Genomic DNA, 18,944 nt, shown 5'->3' with positions numbered 1-18,944 from the left:
TGGCAAGACCTCCCTAAGAAAATAAGATTAGATTGTATTTAGTTCATGCTCGCTAATAAATACGCGTACCCCGTCAAGAGCACGGTTCGCAAGTGCTTCGTTCTTTTCCTTTTTGTTGCGTATCCGCTTCTCTAGACCCGGAAGAAGGCCGAAGTTCGCGTTCATCGGCTGGAAATTATCGGGATCTGCATGGGTGATGTAGTAGGCCATACTTCCGATGGTTGATTCCTGAGGGAATACAATCCCCTCCTGCCCCTGAGCTGCTCTTGCTGCATTGATTCCAGCAATCAATCCGGATGCCGCCGATTCAACATACCCTTCGACGCCGGTCATTTGTCCTGCCAGGTACAAATTCGGGCGTGTTTTCACCTGATAGGTTTGTTCCAGCAATTTCGGCGAATTGACAAACGTATTGCGGTGCATGACGCCGTATCGCACGATTTCGGCGTTCTCGAGTCCCGGTATCATGGAAATGATACGCTTCTGTTCGCCCCACTTCAAATGGGTCTGGAAGCCGACAAGGTTGTAGAGGGTACCTGCCGCATTATCCTGACGGAGCTGGACCACGGCGTAAGGCAGTTTGCCCGTATGCGGGTTCACCAATCCCACTGGCTTCATCGGGCCGAACAAGGCGGTTTGTTTCCCGCGCTTCATCATAACCTCGATCGGCATGCAGCCCTCGAAATAAATCTCCTTCTCAAACTCTTTCAATTGCGCGACTTCAGCATGAATTAGAGCGTCATAGAAGGCGTCGAACTCTTCTTCCGTCATAGGACAATTCAGATAGGCAGCTTCGCCTTTATCATATCGGGATGCCAGATAGACCTTGCTCATATCGATGGAATCCTTCTCCACGATCGGAGCAGCCGCATCGTAAAAATAGAAATAGTCCTCGCCCATCAGCTCGCGGATTTGCGACGACAATGCCGGCGAAGTCAGCGGTCCCGTAGCAATAACAACGATGCCTTCTTCAGGTATATGCTGAATTTCTTCATTTACGACCTCGATTAACGGATGCTGATGCAAGGTTTCCGTAATTTCGCCGGAGAAGCCGTCGCGGTCGACGGCCAATGCGCCGCCAGCCGGGACGGAATTGCGGTCAGCCGATCCGATGACGAGGGAATTCAGCATCCGCATCTCTTCCTTCAATACGCCGACCGCATTGGTCAACCCGTTCGCCCGAAGCGAATTACTGCATACAAGCTCGGCGAACTTGTCCGTATGATGAGCCGGCGTCTTTACGACCGGCCGCATCTCGTATAGTGTAACGGGTACGCCGCGGCTGGCGATCTGCCAGGCAGCTTCACTGCCTGCAAGTCCTGCCCCGATAACCGTAACCCTCTGTGAATCTGTCAACGTCATTACCCCCTGTATGCCTTACAAATCTGCTGCTTCGTCCTGTTCCTCAACCATTTCGGAATAATCGCAAGAGGTACATTGAAGCTTGATGCCTTGCTTGCTTTTCTTCTCTACCATTAAACTGCTGCAATTCGGACACGGCTTCGTTGACGGTTTATCCCATGATACAAAGTCGCATTCGGGATACCGGTCACAGCCAAAGAAGACGCGCCCCTTCTTGCTCCGGCGTTCCACGACGTGGCCTTCCTTGCATTTCGGGCAAGATACGCCGATGTCCTTCACGATCGGCTTGGTATTCCGGCAATCCGGGAACCCTGAGCAGGCAAGAAACTTGCCGAAACGGCCCAGCTTATAGACCATGGGTTTGCCGCATTTTTCGCAGATCTCATCGGAAACCTCATCTTCGATTTCGATTTCCTTCATTTCTTCCTCTGCTACTTCGAGCCGCTTCTCAAAGGACTCATAGAACTCTGCCAATACCTTGACCCAGTCCTCGGAGCCTTCCTCCACATGGTCGAGATCCTCTTCCATGTTCGCCGTAAACTCCACATTGAGGATTTCGGGGAAGAACTGCTCCATCTGTTCGATGACAAGCTCGCCGAGCTCGGTTGGCATGAATTTTTTCTCTTCGATGGCAACGTAGCCTCTCTTCTGGATCGTCTCCAGCGTCGGTGCATACGTACTTGGACGCCCTATGCCGAGCTCCTCCAGCGTTCGGACAAGCCGCGCTTCCGTATAACGCGGAGGCGGCTGCGTGAAGTGCTGCTTCGGCTCAATGTCCTGCTTCTCCAGAATGTCTCCGGAATGAAGCTCCGGCAGGTATTTGTCTTCCTCTGTCGTTCCGTCGTCATTGCCTTCAACGTAGACCTTCATGAATCCAGGGAAACGGACCTTCGAACCGGTCGCCCGGAAGACCGTATTCCCGGCAGTGATGTCCACCGAAAGCGTATCCAGTACTGCAGAAGACATCTGGCTTGCCACAAAGCGTTCCCAGATCAGTTTGTACAACCGAAGCTGGTCGCGGCTCATAAACGGCTTCATGGATTCCGGATCGCGCAGCACGGACGTTGGACGAATCGCTTCGTGCGCATCCTGGGCGTTGGCTGCTTTTTTCGAATATTGTCTCGGGCTCTCCGGCACGAACGGATCACCGTACTTCTCGGTGATGTAATCCTTCGCTTCCTCTTGAGCCGTACCTGAGATCCGCGTGGAATCCGTACGCATGTAAGTAATCAAACCGACGGTGCCTTCCTTGCCTAACTCAACACCCTCGTACAGCTGCTGGGCAACCGACATGGTCTTGGCGGCACGGAAACCGAGTTTACGCGCAGCCTCCTGCTGCAAGGAACTCGTCGTAAACGGCGGCGACGGGTGGCGCTGACGCTCACGCTCTTTCACTTCGCCGACCTGGAAGGAAGCATCCCGAATCGCCTCGAGAATTTCATTCACTTCCTGCTCATTGGTCAGTTCCTTCTTCGCGCCGTTTAGCTGCGTGAATTTGGCTTCGAATGCGGAGCCTTTAATCGCCAGCTTGGCCGTTATGGTCCAATATTCTTCCGGAACGAAAGCGCTTATCTCATTCTCGCGGTCGAGAATGATTTTGACGGCTACCGATTGAACCCGGCCGGCCGAAAGACCCTTCTTCACTTTCTTCCATAGAATAGGACTGATCTTATAACCAACCAATCGGTCCAAAATACGTCTGGCCTGCTGCGCATTAACCAGATCCATGTTAATTTTGCGCGGCGTTTTGAAGGCATCCTTCACGGCCGTTTTCGTTATTTCATTAAATACAACCCGCAGGCTTTGAGTATCATCCAGCTCCAACGCATGCGCAAGATGCCATGCAATGGCTTCCCCTTCGCGATCGGGGTCAGCTGCGAGGTACACTTTTTTCACCTTTTTGCTAGCATCCTTAAGTTCCTTTAAGACAGAACCTTTTCCGCGGATCGTAATGTATTTCGGATTGAAGTCGTTTTCCACCTCAACCCCGATCTGGCTCTTCGGCAAATCGCGAACATGACCCATCGAAGCCTTCACGATATACTTGCTGCCGAGATATTTGCCAATCGTTTTCGCCTTGGCAGGCGACTCTACGATGACGAGTGAATCCGCCACAGGTTCATCCTCCTCTCCAACATTCAAACTTTCCCATTATATGATTTTATATATAGCACCGGGTAATTGGGTAATCTGCTTTTTTATGATTAAAGATAACAGAACTGAATGCAAATGTCCAAAATCCCACCGGGTACGCTCGATCATTTCATCCAGCGACCCGGGACCCTGTTCGAGCATATGGTATATTTGTCGTTCGTCATTTGTCAACCCGGCTAGTTCATCCGGACGCTCCTGACGAGGGGCCCGCCGCTCCTTATTGTATGTATCCGAGACCCCTTTTGGCAACCAGGAATCATATTCTTCTATTATATCCCCGGCTTCTGTGACCATCTTGGCCCCTTGCTTGATCAAATCCAAGGTCCCTCTGCTCTTGGGTGAAGTGAGCGGTCCCGGAACGGAAAACACGTCCCTTCCCGCTTCCAGGGCCAAATCCGCCGTAATCAGCGACCCGCTGCGGGCATCCGCTTCCACCACCACGGTTCCCAGCGTCAGCCCGGCAATGATCCGGTTTCGCTGCGGGAAGAATCCCGGCAGCGCCTTGGTACCCGGCGGGTATTCGGAAATAATAAGCCCTTTAGCCGCGATCTCTTCATAAAGAGATCGGTTCTCCGGCGGATAAATGACATCGATGCCGGCTCCGAGAACGGCCACCGTCGGCCCGCCGCTTCGCAAAGCGGTTTCGTGCACGACGCTGTCAATGCCTCTGGCCATGCCGCTGACAACCGTAAGCCCTGCTCGGGTCAACGCCTCCGACAGCATCGTTGCAACCTTACGCCCGTAGCCGGTAGGCATTCTTGTACCGACCATTGCGATCCCCGGCGTGGACAGCAAATGAGGATCCCCGATGCAATACAGAACCCAGGGCGCTTGCGGCGACGATTTCAACATGTCCGGGTAGACAGCATCAAGGGCTGTTATAATACGTATTTTTGTGCGGTTTGTCAAATTCCATACCTTGTCTTCCTCTTGTCGAAGCTCGACCTCCTCGTCATTCGACAGTTCGACACGCTTTCTTTCGACGGCGATAGGGAATTCTTTAGCCAGTTTGTTTGCTTTTTCGACAGGCAGACCGCACGTTCTCCAATCCTGCGCATCGTAGGACAGCAAGCCTTCATGCAGCTCGCCGTTCGATATCATTCGGTTTATGGTCTTCCATCCGATGCCTTCGCTTTCATGCAACGCAATCAGCAGTAATCTGTCCAGCCTCATCACGGGACCTCCTTAAAATATAAAATCATAAACAAAAAAGCAACCCTTCATTTCCTAATCAGGAAATAAAAGGTTGCTTACCTTAAGTTATAACGTTAATCTGGCCTATTAATGGATAGGTTTAAGCCTTAGTGCGTTGTGCAGGATTCCAAAAGGCCCTTCTCTTCCAGCACGCTAACCAAGGTCGAGCCCATTTCGGCAGGCGTAGGAGCCACTTTGATACCGCATGCTTCAAGCACAGCGATTTTTTCCTTGGCTGTTCCTTTACCGCCGGAAATGATCGCGCCTGCGTGGCCCATGCGTTTTCCTGGAGGCGCTGTTGCGCCGCCAATGAAGCCTACCACCGGCTTGGTCATGTTCGCTTTGATCCATTCAGCCGCTTCTTCCTCAGCGGTTCCGCCGATCTCGCCGATCATGATCACCGCTTTGGTATTCGGATCTTCGTTGAACAGTCTCAGCACATCGATAAACTCCGTCCCTTTGACAGGGTCCCCGCCGATTCCTACGGCGGAGGATTGTCCGATGCCACGGGCCGTCAGCTGATGAACAGCTTCATAAGTCAAGGTACCACTACGGGAAACAACGCCGACATGACCCGGCGTGTGGATGTAGCCCGGCATGATGCCGATTTTACATTCACCCGGCGTGATGACACCCGGACAGTTAGGTCCGATCAAGCGAGTCTTCTTGCCTTCCATATAACGGGATACCTTTACCATGTCCAGCACCGGAATGCCTTCCGTAATGCAGATCACCAGATCCATCTCGGCATCGACGGCTTCCAGAATGGAGTCGGCCGCAAAAGCAGGCGGTACATAAATGACGCTTGCGGTTGCGCCTGTTTTGGCTTTGGCTTCCTCAACGGTGTTGTAAACCGGCAGTTTGACGGTTTCGCCGTTCTCCAGCGTGATTTCAACTTCGGTTCCGCCTTTGCCCGGCGAAGTTCCGCCGACCATCTGCGTACCGTAATCCAAGGCGCCTTTTGCATGGAACAGGGCTGTTTTACCTGTAATCCCTTGTGTGATAACTTTTGTATTTTTATCGATCAAAATACTCACGATTGATTCACATCCCCTATTGTTATTTGAAAATGAAAGCAACCGCACGGCAGGACTAAGAAGCCCATCGTGCCATGCCCCTTCAGGAATGAAATATTACTGAACGAGGGAGACGATCTTCTGTGCTCCGTCGGCCATGGAATCAGCAGGCACGATATTAAGACCGGACTCAGCCAAAATCTGCTTGCCGAGGGCTACGTTCGTTCCTTCCAAGCGTACAACAAGCGGACGAGTCAGTCCCAGCTGTTTCGCTGCTTCGACAACACCGGTAGCAATAACGTCGCAACGCATAATGCCGCCGAAAATGTTGACAAATATTCCTTTTACTTGAGGATCGGACAAAATAATCTTGAAGGCTTCCGTTACCTTCTCCGTTGTTGCGCCGCCCCCAACATCAAGGAAGTTGGCAGGGTCGCCGCCATAATACTTGATGATGTCCATCGTAGCCATGGCAAGACCTGCGCCGTTAACCATGCAGCCGATGTTGCCGTCGAGAGCTATGTAACTCAAGTCGTATTTGGACGCTTCGATTTCCTTCTCGTCTTCCTCATCCAGATCGCGCAGTTCCAAGATGTCCTTATGACGGAACAACGCATTGGAATCGAAATTGAGTTTGGCATCGAGAGCCATGACGTTTCCGTCACCGGTTACGACAAGCGGATTGATTTCAGCGATAGAGCAATCCTTCTCTACGAATGCCTTATACAAGGCCAGCATGAACTGAACGGCTTTACCTACCAGTTCATTCGGAATATTAATGGAATACGCTAATTTCCGCGCTTGGAATGTTTGAAGTCCGATCGCCGGATCCACGACTTCTTTGAAAATTTTCTCAGGAGTTGCTGCTGCAACCTCTTCGATTTCGGTACCGCCTTCCTCGGACGCCATCATGACGACACGGCCGGTAGCGCGGTCAACGACCACACCGATATAGTACTCTTTGCGAATATCGCAGCCCTCTTCAATGAGGAGACGCTTGACTTCCTTGCCTTCCGGACCCGTTTGGTGAGTCACCAACACCTTGCCCAGAATTTCTTCGGCATAAGCACGAACCTCATCCAGGTTCTTCGCCACTTTAACGCCGCCGGCTTTACCGCGGCCGCCTGCGTGGATCTGCGCTTTGACAACGGTTACGGGACTGCCCAAAGATTGCGCAGCTTCAACTGCTTCTTCCACCGTAAACGCTACCTTGCCGTTCGGAACAGCTACTCCATATTGCTTCAGTACTTGTTTTCCTTGATATTCATGGATATTCATTCTCGAATCCTCCTATCAACATGACTGGAACAAGGCAGGCTGACACGGAACCAATCTATGAAAGTTGGCACTGTCAACCTTTATATATTAAACCCAAGCTATTGTAACATGTTTTTAAAACGCTTACCTTAAAAAGTTCACCGTTTATCCACTCGATTTGGCATGGGTATGATTCCTTCCAGATATAAATTGGAAATATATGTATAATTAATTGTTTTTTCGAACGTAATGTATCAAACCTATGATGCCTAACACCACAATAGCAATGCCAAGCAATCCTGCTGCAAGCATAATTAAGATATTTTCCCATAATATCGTCATTTCGATTCCCTCTCCATTCCTCCTAGAATTAGTGCATCCATTACTATTATACCATTAAATCCCTTTTTAGTAAGATCAAACAGTGACGGATTATAAAACTCTTTATCCTTTCTGTGCGATCCGGTAGAATGATTTGGAAAGAGAAAGCGTGTTCATAAGGAGATTCAGCATGAAATGGTTGAAATCGTTTTTTCCGCTTCATTCATTATTCGTCAAAATGTTGGTCTATTTTCTCGTCGTGATTATCCTGCTCTCCTCCTACAACCTATGGTCGATGACCTTCTATTCCCGCAATGTGAACAATGAGATCGTTAAATATAATCTGACCCTCATTCGAAACACCGTCGACAATTTCGAGAAGCAATATTCCACCTGGAAAAGCCTCCTCCTCAACCTTCAGCATTACGAATTCGTCGGCAATATCAGCAGGCAGGCCGATGCCGGCGGAAAGAAAGGAATCGATTATCTGCAGGTTGAAATGGTGACGGATCAGATTCGGACCCTGGTAAGCCAGCCATACTATCACTTGAATAATGTCATGATCTACTACCGGAATCATGCCTTCCTGCTTGAACGGGACGGCATCGTTAACGATGACCGCATGTTCAAACATTACTACATAAGCAATTCCTACCCGTACGAGTTCTGGAAAAAGACAGAGCGCGCGAATGGGTTTATGCAAATGCTTCCCAGCAGCGCCTTCTCCATCGGGACCGAGAAGAGCGAGGTGCAGCTGCTGCCGTTAGTCACGGATGTGCAAGGAAGCCCCTGGCAAATCATGGCTTTCGTAAACATGAAAAGCTGGTACGAATCCTATAAAGGAATGGCTGGTTCCCGTTTCGTGCTGCTGGACCCAAAGGGAACAAAACTGTATGAATCCTCGCCGGACGCCGCTTCCCAGCCGCTGCCGGAATGGGACGGCCAATCGGATTGGATCATGGAGAAGGGATCGTACTATTTTTTCGAAAAAGGGGCACGCTCCGGTCTTACCTATATCTCCATCATTCCGCACAACGAACTTAATCAAAGCATCAGCCGCATGAACTGGATTGCCGTGCTGTTATTTGCCGCCACCCTGCTAATAGGCACGTTGGCATCGTGGGTCTTCTCTCGCAATATCAACCAACCGCTGAAGAGAATAGTGACGGGTTTGGGGCAAACCGAAATGGAGCTGTATCAAGGAAGCATCGCCGAATTCAGCGCCATTTCCAACCATCTGAAGGGATTGCAGCACGAGCGCAAGATGATCAAGGAATGGATGGACCAAACCAAACCGCTCTTAACCAGCTATCATTATTTGGCGCAGTTTAAGAACATTGCCATCGATACCGCCGCTTCCAAAGAACTTTGGGTCGGCGAAGGGGCATTCATGGTCATCGTCTATCAATTGAGATATCGTCATAACCCGACTCTAGAGCTTGATGCCTTGATGACACGGGCTACCGGCAAAATCAAGGACATCATCACGCTGCAGATCCAAGAGGCGTTTCCCTTATCGCACACCCTTCAGATGGAGGGCAAACAAATCTTATCAATCGTGTACACGCAGGAAAAATCAGACACGCTGCAGCAGAGCCTCAGCCAGCTGAAACGGATATTTGATCACGATCAAAGCACCTATCTCGTGAATATCGCGGTTTCATCCGTCTTCCAGCAAACCTCGGAGTTCGATCAAGCCTATGCGGAAGCCATGTCGCTCCTGCTTCAAGCCAGGCCGCTTGAAGAAACCCAGATTATCTGGGAGAAGGAACTCCGCGGCGAAGTAACGGGCTTCACCGCCGAGCAGGAACACGAGTTTTACGTGAATTTACAGGCAGGCAACGAGAGCAGCTGCCAAATGCTGATCGATCGGGCATTGGAACGGTTGCAGCGCCAGGAGGCTACGGCGGATCAACTGAGCCATTTTGCCAAATCGGTCTCGGTCCGCATGAGAAGAACCGTCGAACTGCTGAAGATCAATACCGACGTACTACCGAATGATGCCGATATGCTTGCATACAGCGTAACTCCCGACCAATACCGGGAAGTCCTTCTGGGCGAGCTCTCCCATGCAACCCAAGCGATCCGCCGGAAACGGGAGGAGCATTACGATATCATCCAATATGTCATTCAGTACCTGGAGTCCCATTACAACGAAGAAATATCGCTCGAGCAGCTTGCTTATAAACTCAATATGTCACCCACCTATCTGTCCGGGTATATTAAAGAGAAGACGGGGAGCAACTTCAGCGACCAATTGAATGCCATCCGGATAACAAAAGCAAAAGAGCTTCTGGAGACGACGAACATGCCGATTCAGGAAGTAGGCAACCGGATCGGCTACCGCAACGTCACTTCCTTTATCCGCATGTTCAAAAAAATAACCGGCCAAACACCAGGCGATTACCGGAAAACCAACTGGATCCGGTAAGGCAGGTGAGCGGCCGGCCGCTTAACCTTTGACGGAGCCGATCAGAGCTCCTTTTACGAAATATTTCTGGATAAACGGGTACACCAGCAGGATCGGCACGGTGGACACCATGATAGTAGCGAACTTCAGACCATCCTCCACCACCACGATATCGCCTACAACAGGCCCATCCGTTCCCGTCAATTGGCCCGACAGCACGATGTTTCTTAATATCACCTGCAGCGGCTGCATATCGGCATCCCGCAAATACAGGAGCGGACCCATGAAGTTATTCCACATCCCTACCGCATAATACAATCCGATGGTGGCAAGCACCGGCTTGGAGAGCGGAAGCACAATCCGAAAGAAAATTCCGATCTCGGACAGACCGTCGATTTTGCCGGATTCCTCAAGCTCTTGAGGCATCCCCATGAAGAAAGTCCGCATGATCAGCAGATTCCAGGTGGCTACGGCTCCGGGCAGCACCATGCCCCATATGGTGTTGACAAAGCCCAGCTCCTTCACGACCAGAAACGTCGGAATCATGCCGCCGTTGAAAAACATCGTAAACACGATCAGCATCAGTATCGGTTTTCCCATGACCAGCTTGGCCTTGGACAGCGAATAGGCCCCCAGCGCCGTCACCAACAAGGAAATCGCCGTTCCGAGTACGACATAAATCAGCGTATTCTTATATCCTTTCAGCACACGCCCGTCCTCGAACACATACTGATACATATCCAGGTTGAAGCCCTTCGGCCACAGCCAGACCTCCCCCGAGGCAATGGAGGCGGAATCGCTGAGGGACACGGCCAGCATGTAGACAAACGGGTATAAACACGCCCCTACGACCCCTGTCAATATCAAGGCATTCAGGGCGTCAAACCAATTCCATTTCGGTTTCATCACGTTCCTCCTCTACCAGATGCTGCTTCCGCTGACTCGCCGACTGAACGCATTTGCCGCGATAATGAAAATAAAGCTGATGATGCCGGTAAACAGATCGATCGCCGTTGCATAGCTGTAGTTGCCTTGCGTTAAGCCTACTCTGTATACGTAAGTAGATATGATATCGGCCGTCTCGTAAGTAGCGGGAGTTGCAAGCAGGTATACCTTCTCAAAGCCGATCTCCAATATTTTTCCGACATCGAGTATAAGGATGATCACAATCGCCGGGGCGATGCCGGGCAGCGTAATGTTCAGCGTCTGCCTCCACCGGTTCGCTCCGTCCATGCGCGCCGCTTCATAGAGCTGCGGATCGATGGCCGTCAATGCGGCCAAATAGATAATGGTCCCCCATCCAATATGCTGCCATACGTCCGTCGTTACATAAATCGACCTGAACCAAGAGGCTTCCACCAGAAAGTTGATCCGTTCGAGCCCAATGGCATGCAGCAGCTGGTTGACCACCCCGCCTGTGGGCGACAGAAACATGACCGCGATCCCCGCGACAACCACGTTGGATATGAAATGCGGAAGATAACTGACCGTCTGGACAAACCGCTTCAAGAAAGATTTGCTCACTTCATTAATGAGTAACGCAAGTATGATGGGTGCGGGAAAGCCGAAAATCAGCTTATACAACCCCAGCAGAAATGTATTCCGGAGAACAGGCCAAAAGTCGGGCGTATTAAAAAACATGCTGAAATATTTGAACCCCACCCAGTCGCTCTCCGCGATTCCCTTAAACAAGTTGTAGTCCATGAAGGCGATCGAAACGCCGAATATGGGAACATATTTAAAAATGATGTAATACAGAGCACAGGGAAGAAGCAGCAACAGCAGGTATTTATCCCGCTTCACTTTGGTCAAGAAACTCGAATGCCGCGCTTGCAAAAAACGTATCCTCCTTTAGCAGCGAAATTCATGCAATATCCTTAAAGCGGCTCTCCCTGCGGACCGGGACCAGGCATAACGAGCATCCGAAGAGCCGGTCCGAAAAAGTGAGCCGCCGCGGTTCATCTGGCTGCATGGCGTTCAGGTTAAATTACTTGGCTTCATTCAGGAATTTCTGCGTCCGTTCATAAGCGCTTTTATGAACATCCAGCACCTGCTGCACGCCAAGTTTGTTCACTTCTTGCACGTAAGTGTCCCATGCATCCATCGGTTTCTGTCCCAAAATGAATTTCGCAATCTGCTCCTCATGGAACTTCTTCACGGTTTCGCCGACCATGCTCAGCACTTCATTCTCCTCATTCGTATAGGCAAGCCTTGGCTGCGGCTTCGTTTCATGGCCTGGTGCGATTTTCATCGCTTCCTGCATTTTTGGTGAATACATGGACTCGTATGCGGTCATGTCCAATACCATGTGAGCCCCGACCGTCGCGATTCCCGTTTTGGTTCTTAAGTCGCCGAACTCTTTGTAATCATCGTTGAACGTGCGAACCCCGTTCTCCGTCGTGAACGTCTCGCCTTCCCTGCCCCAGGTTGCCAGCTCAATCCCTTCGGGGGAGAACAGGAAATCAAGGTACTGCAGCAGTCGATCCCGCTCTTTGGAATTTGCCGCTACGGCAAAGCCGTCGCTCTGCAATCCGGCAAACACGTTATGGGACTTGCCATCCGGCGTGCCGATAGGCGGAACCATGTAATCAAGACTGAACTCGGACGATGCATCCCCCAGCATCAACGGAAGTTCATCCATGATGCCGATGTAATCGCTGGCGATAAACGATTTGTTCTGAAGCAGCAGATCGTTAAATTGCTTGCGTTTATGCGCCATGAAGTCAGGCGCAACCAAGCCCTCCGCGTAAAATTTATTCATATATTCGACCATTTTCTTGTAGTTGTCTTCTGTCGGACCGTATCGCCACTCGTTCTTCTCGAAATCGTAATAATAGCTGCTGTTGGTATTAAACGCAGGCGCCATATTAACCAGCGGGCTCAATCCGTTGAACACGGCAATCGGAAAGCTGTCCGGGTACAGTTCCTTCAATTTTTTCGCAACGGTATACAGCTCGTCGTAAGTAGTCGGAGGCGTCAGATTGTGTTCCTTGAATATATCGTCCCGGTAAAGCCAGGAACGTCTGGATTGCTGCTCAAGTCCGTACAACGGCATAAAGTAATTTTTTCCCTCAGGAGACAGAATAGCAGCCTTTACCTCCGGATGATTATCAAGAAACTTCTTGTAATTTGGCATCTGATCCAGATGCTCGAAATAGTCGACGAACGCTCCGCTGGCCCCGTGCGTGTTGGCGGCATTCAGGCTGTTGACCATCATGAGATCCGGGATCTCGCCCGAGGATATCGCCAGGTTCATCGTGGTGGTGTAATCGCTCATGACGGGTTGTACCTTGAAGGAGATGCCGGTTTCCTCTCTTAAATACTTATAAATCGGCCAATTCTCCTTGTACGGCCAATTCGTATGGGAAAAGGTCATCATCTCTAACGTGATTTCCTTCCCAGCATCAGCGCTTTCATGATCCCCCTCGTTTGCCGCGTTATCTTTCGAGCAGCCGCTCAACAATGCGCCGGTCATGACGGCAGCCAATGCCGCCAACCCCAGCTTTCGGTTCCAATTTTTCACGCAACCCTCTCCCTTATGTATGATAATGTAACGCTCGACGCTCAACCCGTCTTGACGTTTACGGATTTGATTGTACCTGCCAGAGCCGCTCATTGACCATTCACAATCCTTCCCGTTATTGGCCAGACCTCAGAATCTGAAAAAGTGGCAATCATCTGAAACACGGCACATTCATCGCCGAAACTCCGTATCCTGTCCGGATTCCTGCCTGTACGGCGGGCTTTTTGTAGATACAATCGAATTGACAGACTGGAGGAAAACTTTTACAATACGGACTAGAATCACCCAGCGAAAATGAGGAAGCACCCTTTTCGAATCTTGGATGTTCGTTCTTGTTACACTCCACTGATATCTGGAAAGAGGTGCTTTTCTTATGTACGGAAAACTTCATAGCGCCTGCTTGCACGGCATTGACGGCGTCATCATTCAAGTGGAGGTGGACCTCGCTAACGGGCTGCCGCAAACCGCCATCATCGGTCTGCCCGATTCCTCCATCCGCGAATCCGTCGAGCGAGTACGGGCCGCGATTAAAAACTGCGGTTTTACTTATCCACTGAAACGGGTGACCGTCAATCTTGCCCCTGCTGACCTGCGCAAGGAAGGTTCCTCCTTCGATCTGGCGATCGCCGTCGGCATTTTGCTGACAAGCGAGCAGTGGGCCTTCTCGAATGCCGATCGAATATTGATCATCGGCGAGCTTGCACTCGATGGCACGCTCAGGCCCGTGACGGGAGTTCTTCCGATGGTGGAGCAAGCCCAAAAAGAAGGGTATGCCGGCGTTCTTCTTCCGCGGGAAAATGCGGCGGAAGCTTCTTTAATCGGAGGAATCGAGGTCTATGGGCTCGGTCATTTGAATGAGCTCGTCCCGAATCCACCGGCAGAAACCACTCGCCGAAGTGATGCTGCGGAAGATGGCACTGTTACCGTTTCGCTCTCACAGCTCCGGTATGACCGATCGATGAATGCAAGCAGATTGCAAGAAGGCGCCGATCAGGGCAGGCGGCTTGAAGACTACAGGGACGTGATCGGGCAGCAGCATATCAAACGCGCCCTGACCATCGCCGCGGCCGGCATGCACAATATCCTTCTCATCGGGCCCCCCGGTACCGGTAAGACGATGCTGATGAAGCGCCTCCCCACCATACTTCCGCCGCTGGCCGACCAGGAAGCATTGACGACAACGAAAATATTCAGCGCTGCCGGGAAGCTAAAGCCTTCCGATGGACTGATGAAGAGACGTCCCTTCCGGTCTCCCCACCATACCATTTCAGCCGGCGGCCTCATCGGAGGAGGAACCATTCCGAAGCCGGGAGAGGTCAGTCTGGCCCATAAAGGCATTCTGTTCCTGGATGAGCTTCCCGAGTTCTCAAGGCATGTGCTGGAGGTGCTGCGTCAGCCTCTGGAGGATCGTGAAGTGACCATTAGCAGAGCGCGGGCGGTTTTTACCTTCCCAGCGCATTTCATGCTGGCTTGTTCGATGAATCCCTGTCCGTGCGGTTACTACGGCAGCGACCATCCTCATCAGCGATGCACCTGCAGCGTTTCGCGGATCGCCCAATACCGGGCGAAAATCTCGGGCCCCTTGATGGACCGGATCGACCTTCAAGTGGACGTGCCTCGCCCCAAGGAATGGCCGGGAAGCACGCCGCCCCTTTCTTCCGAGCACATGCGGGATCAGGTGTATGCGGCACAAGCGATTCAATTGAAACGCTATGACGGGCTGCCATTCGGCTGGAACAGCGAACTGTTCGGCAGCTTTCTGAGAAAACATGCGAGGCTGGACAAGGAGTCGGCAGAGCTCCTGCAAGCAACCATCGATACGCTGGGCCTGAGCATGCGCGCATATGACCGAATCCTGAAGCTGGCCCGAACCATCGCCGATCTCGACGCATCCGACGGCATCCAAAGCCGGCATGTCGCCGAAGCGATCCAATACCGACAACTGGATCGTCAATGTATAGCAACCGAAGAAAACCAGCGTTTATGAAATGGAGTCGATACCCATATGATGATCAGACAGATGACCAATGAAGATCTAAATGACCTTATTGAAATATGGCTAGCCGCTTCCAAAGAGGCCCATCATTTTATCCCCGCTGAGTATTGGGAAGCCAAGCAGGGGGACATGCGGGAGGTATACCTCCCGACGGCCGAAACTTATCTATTGGAGGAAACAGGTCAAGTCCGGGGCTTTGTTTCCCTTGTAGGCGAGGATTTAGCCGCATTGTTCATTGATCCAAGCCGCCAAAATCAAGGATGCGGAAAAGCCCTCCTCCGCTATGCCATGGACCTTCGAGATACGTTGAAGCTTCGGGTATATGCGGATAACCAAAGGGCACTCCGCTTCTACGAGAAGAACGGTTTTGAACGCCTTGAAGAAACCGTGGATCCCGATACAGGGCAACCAGAGCATATTATGATTTGGAGGAAGAATAAGACCGAGAGGAAGGATAGCATGAGCGTTTCTATATTTCAGCATATTGACACCGTCTTTGTCCCTACGAGGAATATAAAAGCCGCTAAAGAATGGTATACAGACGTTCTTGGGGGCAGAATCGGCTGGGAGAGCGAGCAAGGGGAGTATCAATGCATTCTGTTCGGACAGACCTCCCTTACCCTTTTCTCAACAGACGAAGAGAGATACTTTGAGCGTCGGCATGCCATATTTAATTTTTTCGTTCCGAATGTGGAGGACGCATATCGGCATCTGAGGAAACAAAACGTACGGGTCGATACCATCCTGGAATACGGCGCAACCTATTTTACATTTTATGACCTGGACGACAATTGTCTGGAAGTTTGCTCGTATTAAAGAGAACGGCCATGATGCAGAAACAGGTGAGGGCTCAAGGAGCCCTCACCTGTTTCTATAGTTATTCTTATCGATTCGGATCAGATCCAACTTAAAATGCATTCTCGATATGATCCATCGATACTGCCGTCATGTCTTCCCGGAGCATAACCGAAATGACGTCGAACCGTATCGTCCGTTCGTAATAGCGCTTCTGGTGAACATACTGCTGGGCCGTGTTTCGGACCTGCATCACTTTGCGGGCGTTCACGGACTCGGAAGGCGTGCCGAAGCGGGTCGTACCGCTTCGGCTCCTTACCTCGATCACCACAAGAGTCTTCCCTGTTTCCGCCACGATGTCCAATTCTCCAAAACGGCAGCGCCAGTTCCGGTCCAGAATCCGATATCCTTTTTTAATCAGGGCGGCGGCCGCCAGTTCTTCGGCAGCCGCTCCTTTTAGCTTGCGGTTGTCCTTTTTTCCGTATGGAGAGGTCATGACGGCATCATCCCTCCGTCCTTCGCTTGGCGATCCGCACGATAAACAAACGTCAGCACTTCCGCAACCAGCTGGTACAGCTCCTCCGGGATCTGCTGATCCAGATCCAGCTTGGAGAGAATCTCCACCAAGGCTGCGTCTTCCTGCACGGGAACGCCATGCTCTTTGGCTTTATCCAATATAGACTCCGCCAGTTTGCCTTGTCCCTTGGCAACCACAACCGGCGCTTCGCTTTCGCCGGGCGTATATTTAAGCGCAACCGCCTTTTTCATGGAAGTGATCGGCCCTTCCTCTTTCTCTAGCTTGCTCATATCCGCATGTCCACCCCTTTATAAACCTGAGGGGTGTATTCGGCTGCCGTTCCCTGCACGGAATCTTCTGCTGCCGGGGGCAAATCCAGGGGCAGCGGTTCTGTTTTGACGCTGAGCAATTGGTAGCCGATCGACGAAACGGCTTGTGCCAACTCCTGCTTGGTCCCTTCGAACAGCTCCGCGGCAAATGGCTGATCATTCCGAAAGTTAAGGCTGACGATCCGGTCAACCACCTGCACATCGATCAGGGTCGGCCCAAGAAACTTCATATCCAGGTCGAACAACAGCCTGCAGTTGGTTGCATCCAGCTCGCCTTTACGGCCTCTGCGGGATTGAATATGTACGGACGCGGTCTGTTCCCCGTCGGCGCCATGCAAAGGTATGAACAGCGTAACCTGTGCGAACGGCGCCGTTCGATCGGTATTCAGCAAGAGCTGCTGGCCCGTTAAATGCTGAACGACCTGCTGGGACGCTTCCTTCAGCGCCGGAGGCGCATCCTGGCTGGACAGCACCTGAAGCAGCGCCCCTTTCAGCGTATCCTGCAGGGCAAGCGACGAATCCCCCGATGGCCCTGCAGCCATGGCGGCCTGCTGCACGCCTTGGGTTATTTGCTGCTGTACCGTTGGCGTTACCGGCTGCGTCAAGCCCGGCTGATTCACGGCGCCGGTCTGGGCATTCGGAACACCCGGCGCCTGCTGGTTCGCGTTAGCCGCATTCCCTGGCGTGGCGAAGGCTCCTGGCATATTCGCTGCTGCGCCCCCGTTGCCAGAGGCAGAAGTGGCGGGCAGGGAAGCTTGGGCTGCCGCAGCAGCGGATGGCTGCGCTGCGGCCGGAGCCGGTGCAGCCGCGCCTGCTGCCGTTGGAGCAGCTGCCGATGCGGGCACGGCCGAATTGGCTCCGGGCGCGGCGGCGCCGTGAGCCGCGCCAGCGGCCGTGCCGCTTCCGGGCGTCGCCGCAGTCGCCGCAGGCTGCCCGGCTGGCGCTGCCGGCGCAGCGTTGCCCGCACGCGCCGCTTCGCCCGCGGGGCCCGTCCCGGCCCCGCGCAAGGCCTGCTGCTCGTGCTCCGCACCGAGCAGCTTCAAGAGCCGCCCCACCCACGGCTCCGCACCGGGGGTGGGCGGTTTTGGCGATGGGCCTGCGGCTCCTTCGCCGAGAGCTGCCGCCGGCCCTGTGGGCACGGCGGCGGGTTGTCCGGCGGCAGGTGCTGCCGTGCCGCCGCTGGCCCATGGCTGCGCGAGCTCGCCGCGCAGCTGCTGCAGCAGGCCCTGCAGCTTGGTCAGCAGCGCCTGCTGGCCTGAGCCGGCCTGCGCGGCAACGCCGGCAGCATTGTTCGCCGCTGCTGCTTGCTGCTGCGCGGCAGCGTTACCCGCTGCGCCGGCTGCCGTCGCAGGCGCAGCGGACGCTGCATTTTTCCCGGCAGCCGCTGCGCCTCCGCTACTGTTGCTTAAAGCAGACGTCAGCTGCTGCTCCAGCGACTGCAGCAGCTGATGCAGCTGGGGTCCGAATACGGCCTGATGCAGTCCCTTTACGCTTTCAGGGCTAATCGGCAGCCCGCGGTGAAACGCGATCGCAGCAGACTCCGCCCATTCCGCAGCCGGGATCTGAGGAGGCTTTACGGCCAAAGCCTCTCGAAACATGGCAATATTGTCCTTCGTCAGGGGAACTCCCGCGTTCTGCATGCCCCGGATCATTTCGCGGTTTTCCTTCGTATCCGGAAGACCCGCAAAATCCAGCACCTCAGCCATGGATGAAGGGGACAACGGCTGTCCCGGCGTTTGGCTGAGAGGCTTAAGCACGGCTGTCCCTCCCTCTCCCGGCGGCTGAACCTGCAGCAGAGCCGTTTCCCCGGCTCGGAGCGGCGCTTCCAGCTTCGCTTTCACTTGAACGCCCTGAATCTGCACCACCGCTTCCTGCCCGTCCTCCGATACGTTCATAACGACACCGCGAACGACCTGACCCGGCTTAAGTTCCAACGTCTTGGCGTCTCCCGGCTTCTGCTCGCCAAGGAGTCCGCGAATCAACGATCCGATGTTCACGATAGTTCCTCCCACACCTTCTGTTTACCTTATATATCGGCAGCAGCCCGCCTTTTGACGAGGGCGGGCTGCA

Annotated in this window: 14 protein-coding genes; 3 read left to right on the top strand and 11 right to left on the bottom strand. The window is 52.8% G+C overall.

The features are described 5' to 3' along the window. Nucleotides 1-27 precede the first annotated feature (27 nt). The 5 genes from trmFO to sucC form a co-directional block, all read right to left on the bottom strand. A complete protein-coding gene (trmFO, locus tag BMX45_RS01480; protein ID WP_090908195.1) occupies nt 28-1,356 on the bottom strand; it encodes an FADH(2)-oxidizing methylenetetrahydrofolate--tRNA-(uracil(54)-C(5))-methyltransferase TrmFO in 1,329 nt (442 codons plus the stop codon). A gap of 21 nt (nt 1,357-1,377) precedes the next feature. Then, nucleotides 1,378-3,477: a type I DNA topoisomerase gene (gene topA / locus BMX45_RS01475; protein ID WP_090908194.1), complete on the bottom strand. Its 2,100-nt coding sequence runs from the start codon at nt 3,475-3,477 to the stop codon at nt 1,378-1,380. Between the two features lie 36 nt (nt 3,478-3,513). Further along, a complete protein-coding gene (gene dprA / locus BMX45_RS01470) occupies nt 3,514-4,689 on the bottom strand; it encodes a DNA-processing protein DprA (protein WP_090908193.1) in 1,176 nt (391 codons plus the stop codon). Between the two features lie 128 nt (nt 4,690-4,817). Further along, a complete protein-coding gene (sucD, locus tag BMX45_RS01465; protein ID WP_009594770.1) occupies nt 4,818-5,747 on the bottom strand; it encodes a succinate--CoA ligase subunit alpha in 930 nt (309 codons plus the stop codon). A 96-nt stretch (nt 5,748-5,843) separates the two neighbouring features. After that, nucleotides 5,844-7,004 carry an ADP-forming succinate--CoA ligase subunit beta gene (gene sucC, locus BMX45_RS01460; protein ID WP_090908192.1) on the bottom strand — a complete coding sequence of 387 codons (1,161 nt, stop codon included), beginning with the start codon at nt 7,002-7,004 and terminating at the stop codon, nt 5,844-5,846. A gap of 490 nt (nt 7,005-7,494) precedes the next feature. Between sucC and BMX45_RS01455 the strand changes: the two genes are divergently transcribed. Beyond that, complete coding sequence (locus BMX45_RS01455) at nt 7,495-9,735, top strand: helix-turn-helix domain-containing protein (RefSeq protein WP_090908191.1); 2,241 nt, start codon at nt 7,495-7,497, stop codon at nt 9,733-9,735. Nucleotides 9,736-9,756: 21 nt separating this feature from the next. On the opposite strand, the gene BMX45_RS01450 is transcribed toward BMX45_RS01455, so the two are convergent. The 3 genes from BMX45_RS01450 to BMX45_RS01440 all read right to left on the bottom strand — a co-directional run bounded on the left by BMX45_RS01450 (nt 9,757) and on the right by BMX45_RS01440 (nt 13,237). After that, entirely contained in the window at nt 9,757-10,620 is an 864-nt protein-coding gene (locus BMX45_RS01450; protein WP_090908190.1) for a carbohydrate ABC transporter permease, read from the bottom strand. Nucleotides 10,621-10,632: 12 nt separating this feature from the next. Further along, nucleotides 10,633-11,550 (bottom strand): ABC transporter permease, encoded by a 918-nt coding sequence (locus BMX45_RS01445; RefSeq protein WP_090908189.1) that lies wholly within the window; start codon nt 11,548-11,550, stop codon nt 10,633-10,635. A gap of 151 nt (nt 11,551-11,701) precedes the next feature. After that, nucleotides 11,702-13,237 (bottom strand): ABC transporter substrate-binding protein, encoded by a 1,536-nt coding sequence (locus BMX45_RS01440; RefSeq protein WP_254777916.1) that lies wholly within the window; start codon nt 13,235-13,237, stop codon nt 11,702-11,704. 373 nt (nt 13,238-13,610) lie between these two features. On the opposite strand from BMX45_RS01440, the gene BMX45_RS01435 reads away from it, so the two are divergent. Together BMX45_RS01435 and BMX45_RS31660 are read left to right on the top strand one after the other, a co-directional pair. Beyond that, nucleotides 13,611-15,224, top strand: coding sequence for a YifB family Mg chelatase-like AAA ATPase (locus BMX45_RS01435; protein ID WP_090908187.1), 1,614 nt, complete (start codon nt 13,611-13,613; stop codon nt 15,222-15,224). 33 nt (nt 15,225-15,257) lie between these two features. Beyond that, a complete protein-coding gene (locus tag BMX45_RS31660; protein ID WP_254777915.1) occupies nt 15,258-16,049 on the top strand; it encodes a GNAT family N-acetyltransferase in 792 nt (263 codons plus the stop codon). Between the two features lie 91 nt (nt 16,050-16,140). Here BMX45_RS31660 and BMX45_RS01425 read toward each other — a convergent pair whose 3' ends face one another. The 3 genes from BMX45_RS01425 to BMX45_RS01415 are packed head-to-tail and all read right to left on the bottom strand — an operon-like array spanning nt 16,141 to nt 18,871. Further along, nucleotides 16,141-16,524, bottom strand: coding sequence for a YraN family protein (locus BMX45_RS01425; RefSeq protein ID WP_090908185.1), 384 nt, complete (start codon nt 16,522-16,524; stop codon nt 16,141-16,143). Continuing rightward, entirely contained in the window at nt 16,521-16,835 is a 315-nt protein-coding gene (locus BMX45_RS01420; protein ID WP_090908184.1) for an EscU/YscU/HrcU family type III secretion system export apparatus switch protein, read from the bottom strand. The genes BMX45_RS01425 and BMX45_RS01420 overlap by 4 nt, the downstream gene beginning before the upstream one ends. Next, nucleotides 16,832-18,871, bottom strand: a complete 2,040-nt coding sequence (locus tag BMX45_RS01415) for a hypothetical protein (RefSeq protein ID WP_090908183.1) — start codon at nt 18,869-18,871, stop codon at nt 16,832-16,834. Before BMX45_RS01415 ends, BMX45_RS01420 begins: the two co-directional genes overlap by 4 nt. Between the last annotated feature and the right edge of the window lie 73 nt (nt 18,872-18,944).

The organism is Paenibacillus sp. cl141a (assembly GCF_900109305.1).
Taxonomy (GTDB): domain Bacteria; phylum Bacillota; class Bacilli; order Paenibacillales; family Paenibacillaceae; genus Paenibacillus_AQ; species Paenibacillus_AQ lautus_A.
This window is presented reverse-complemented; position numbering and strand designations above follow the sequence as displayed.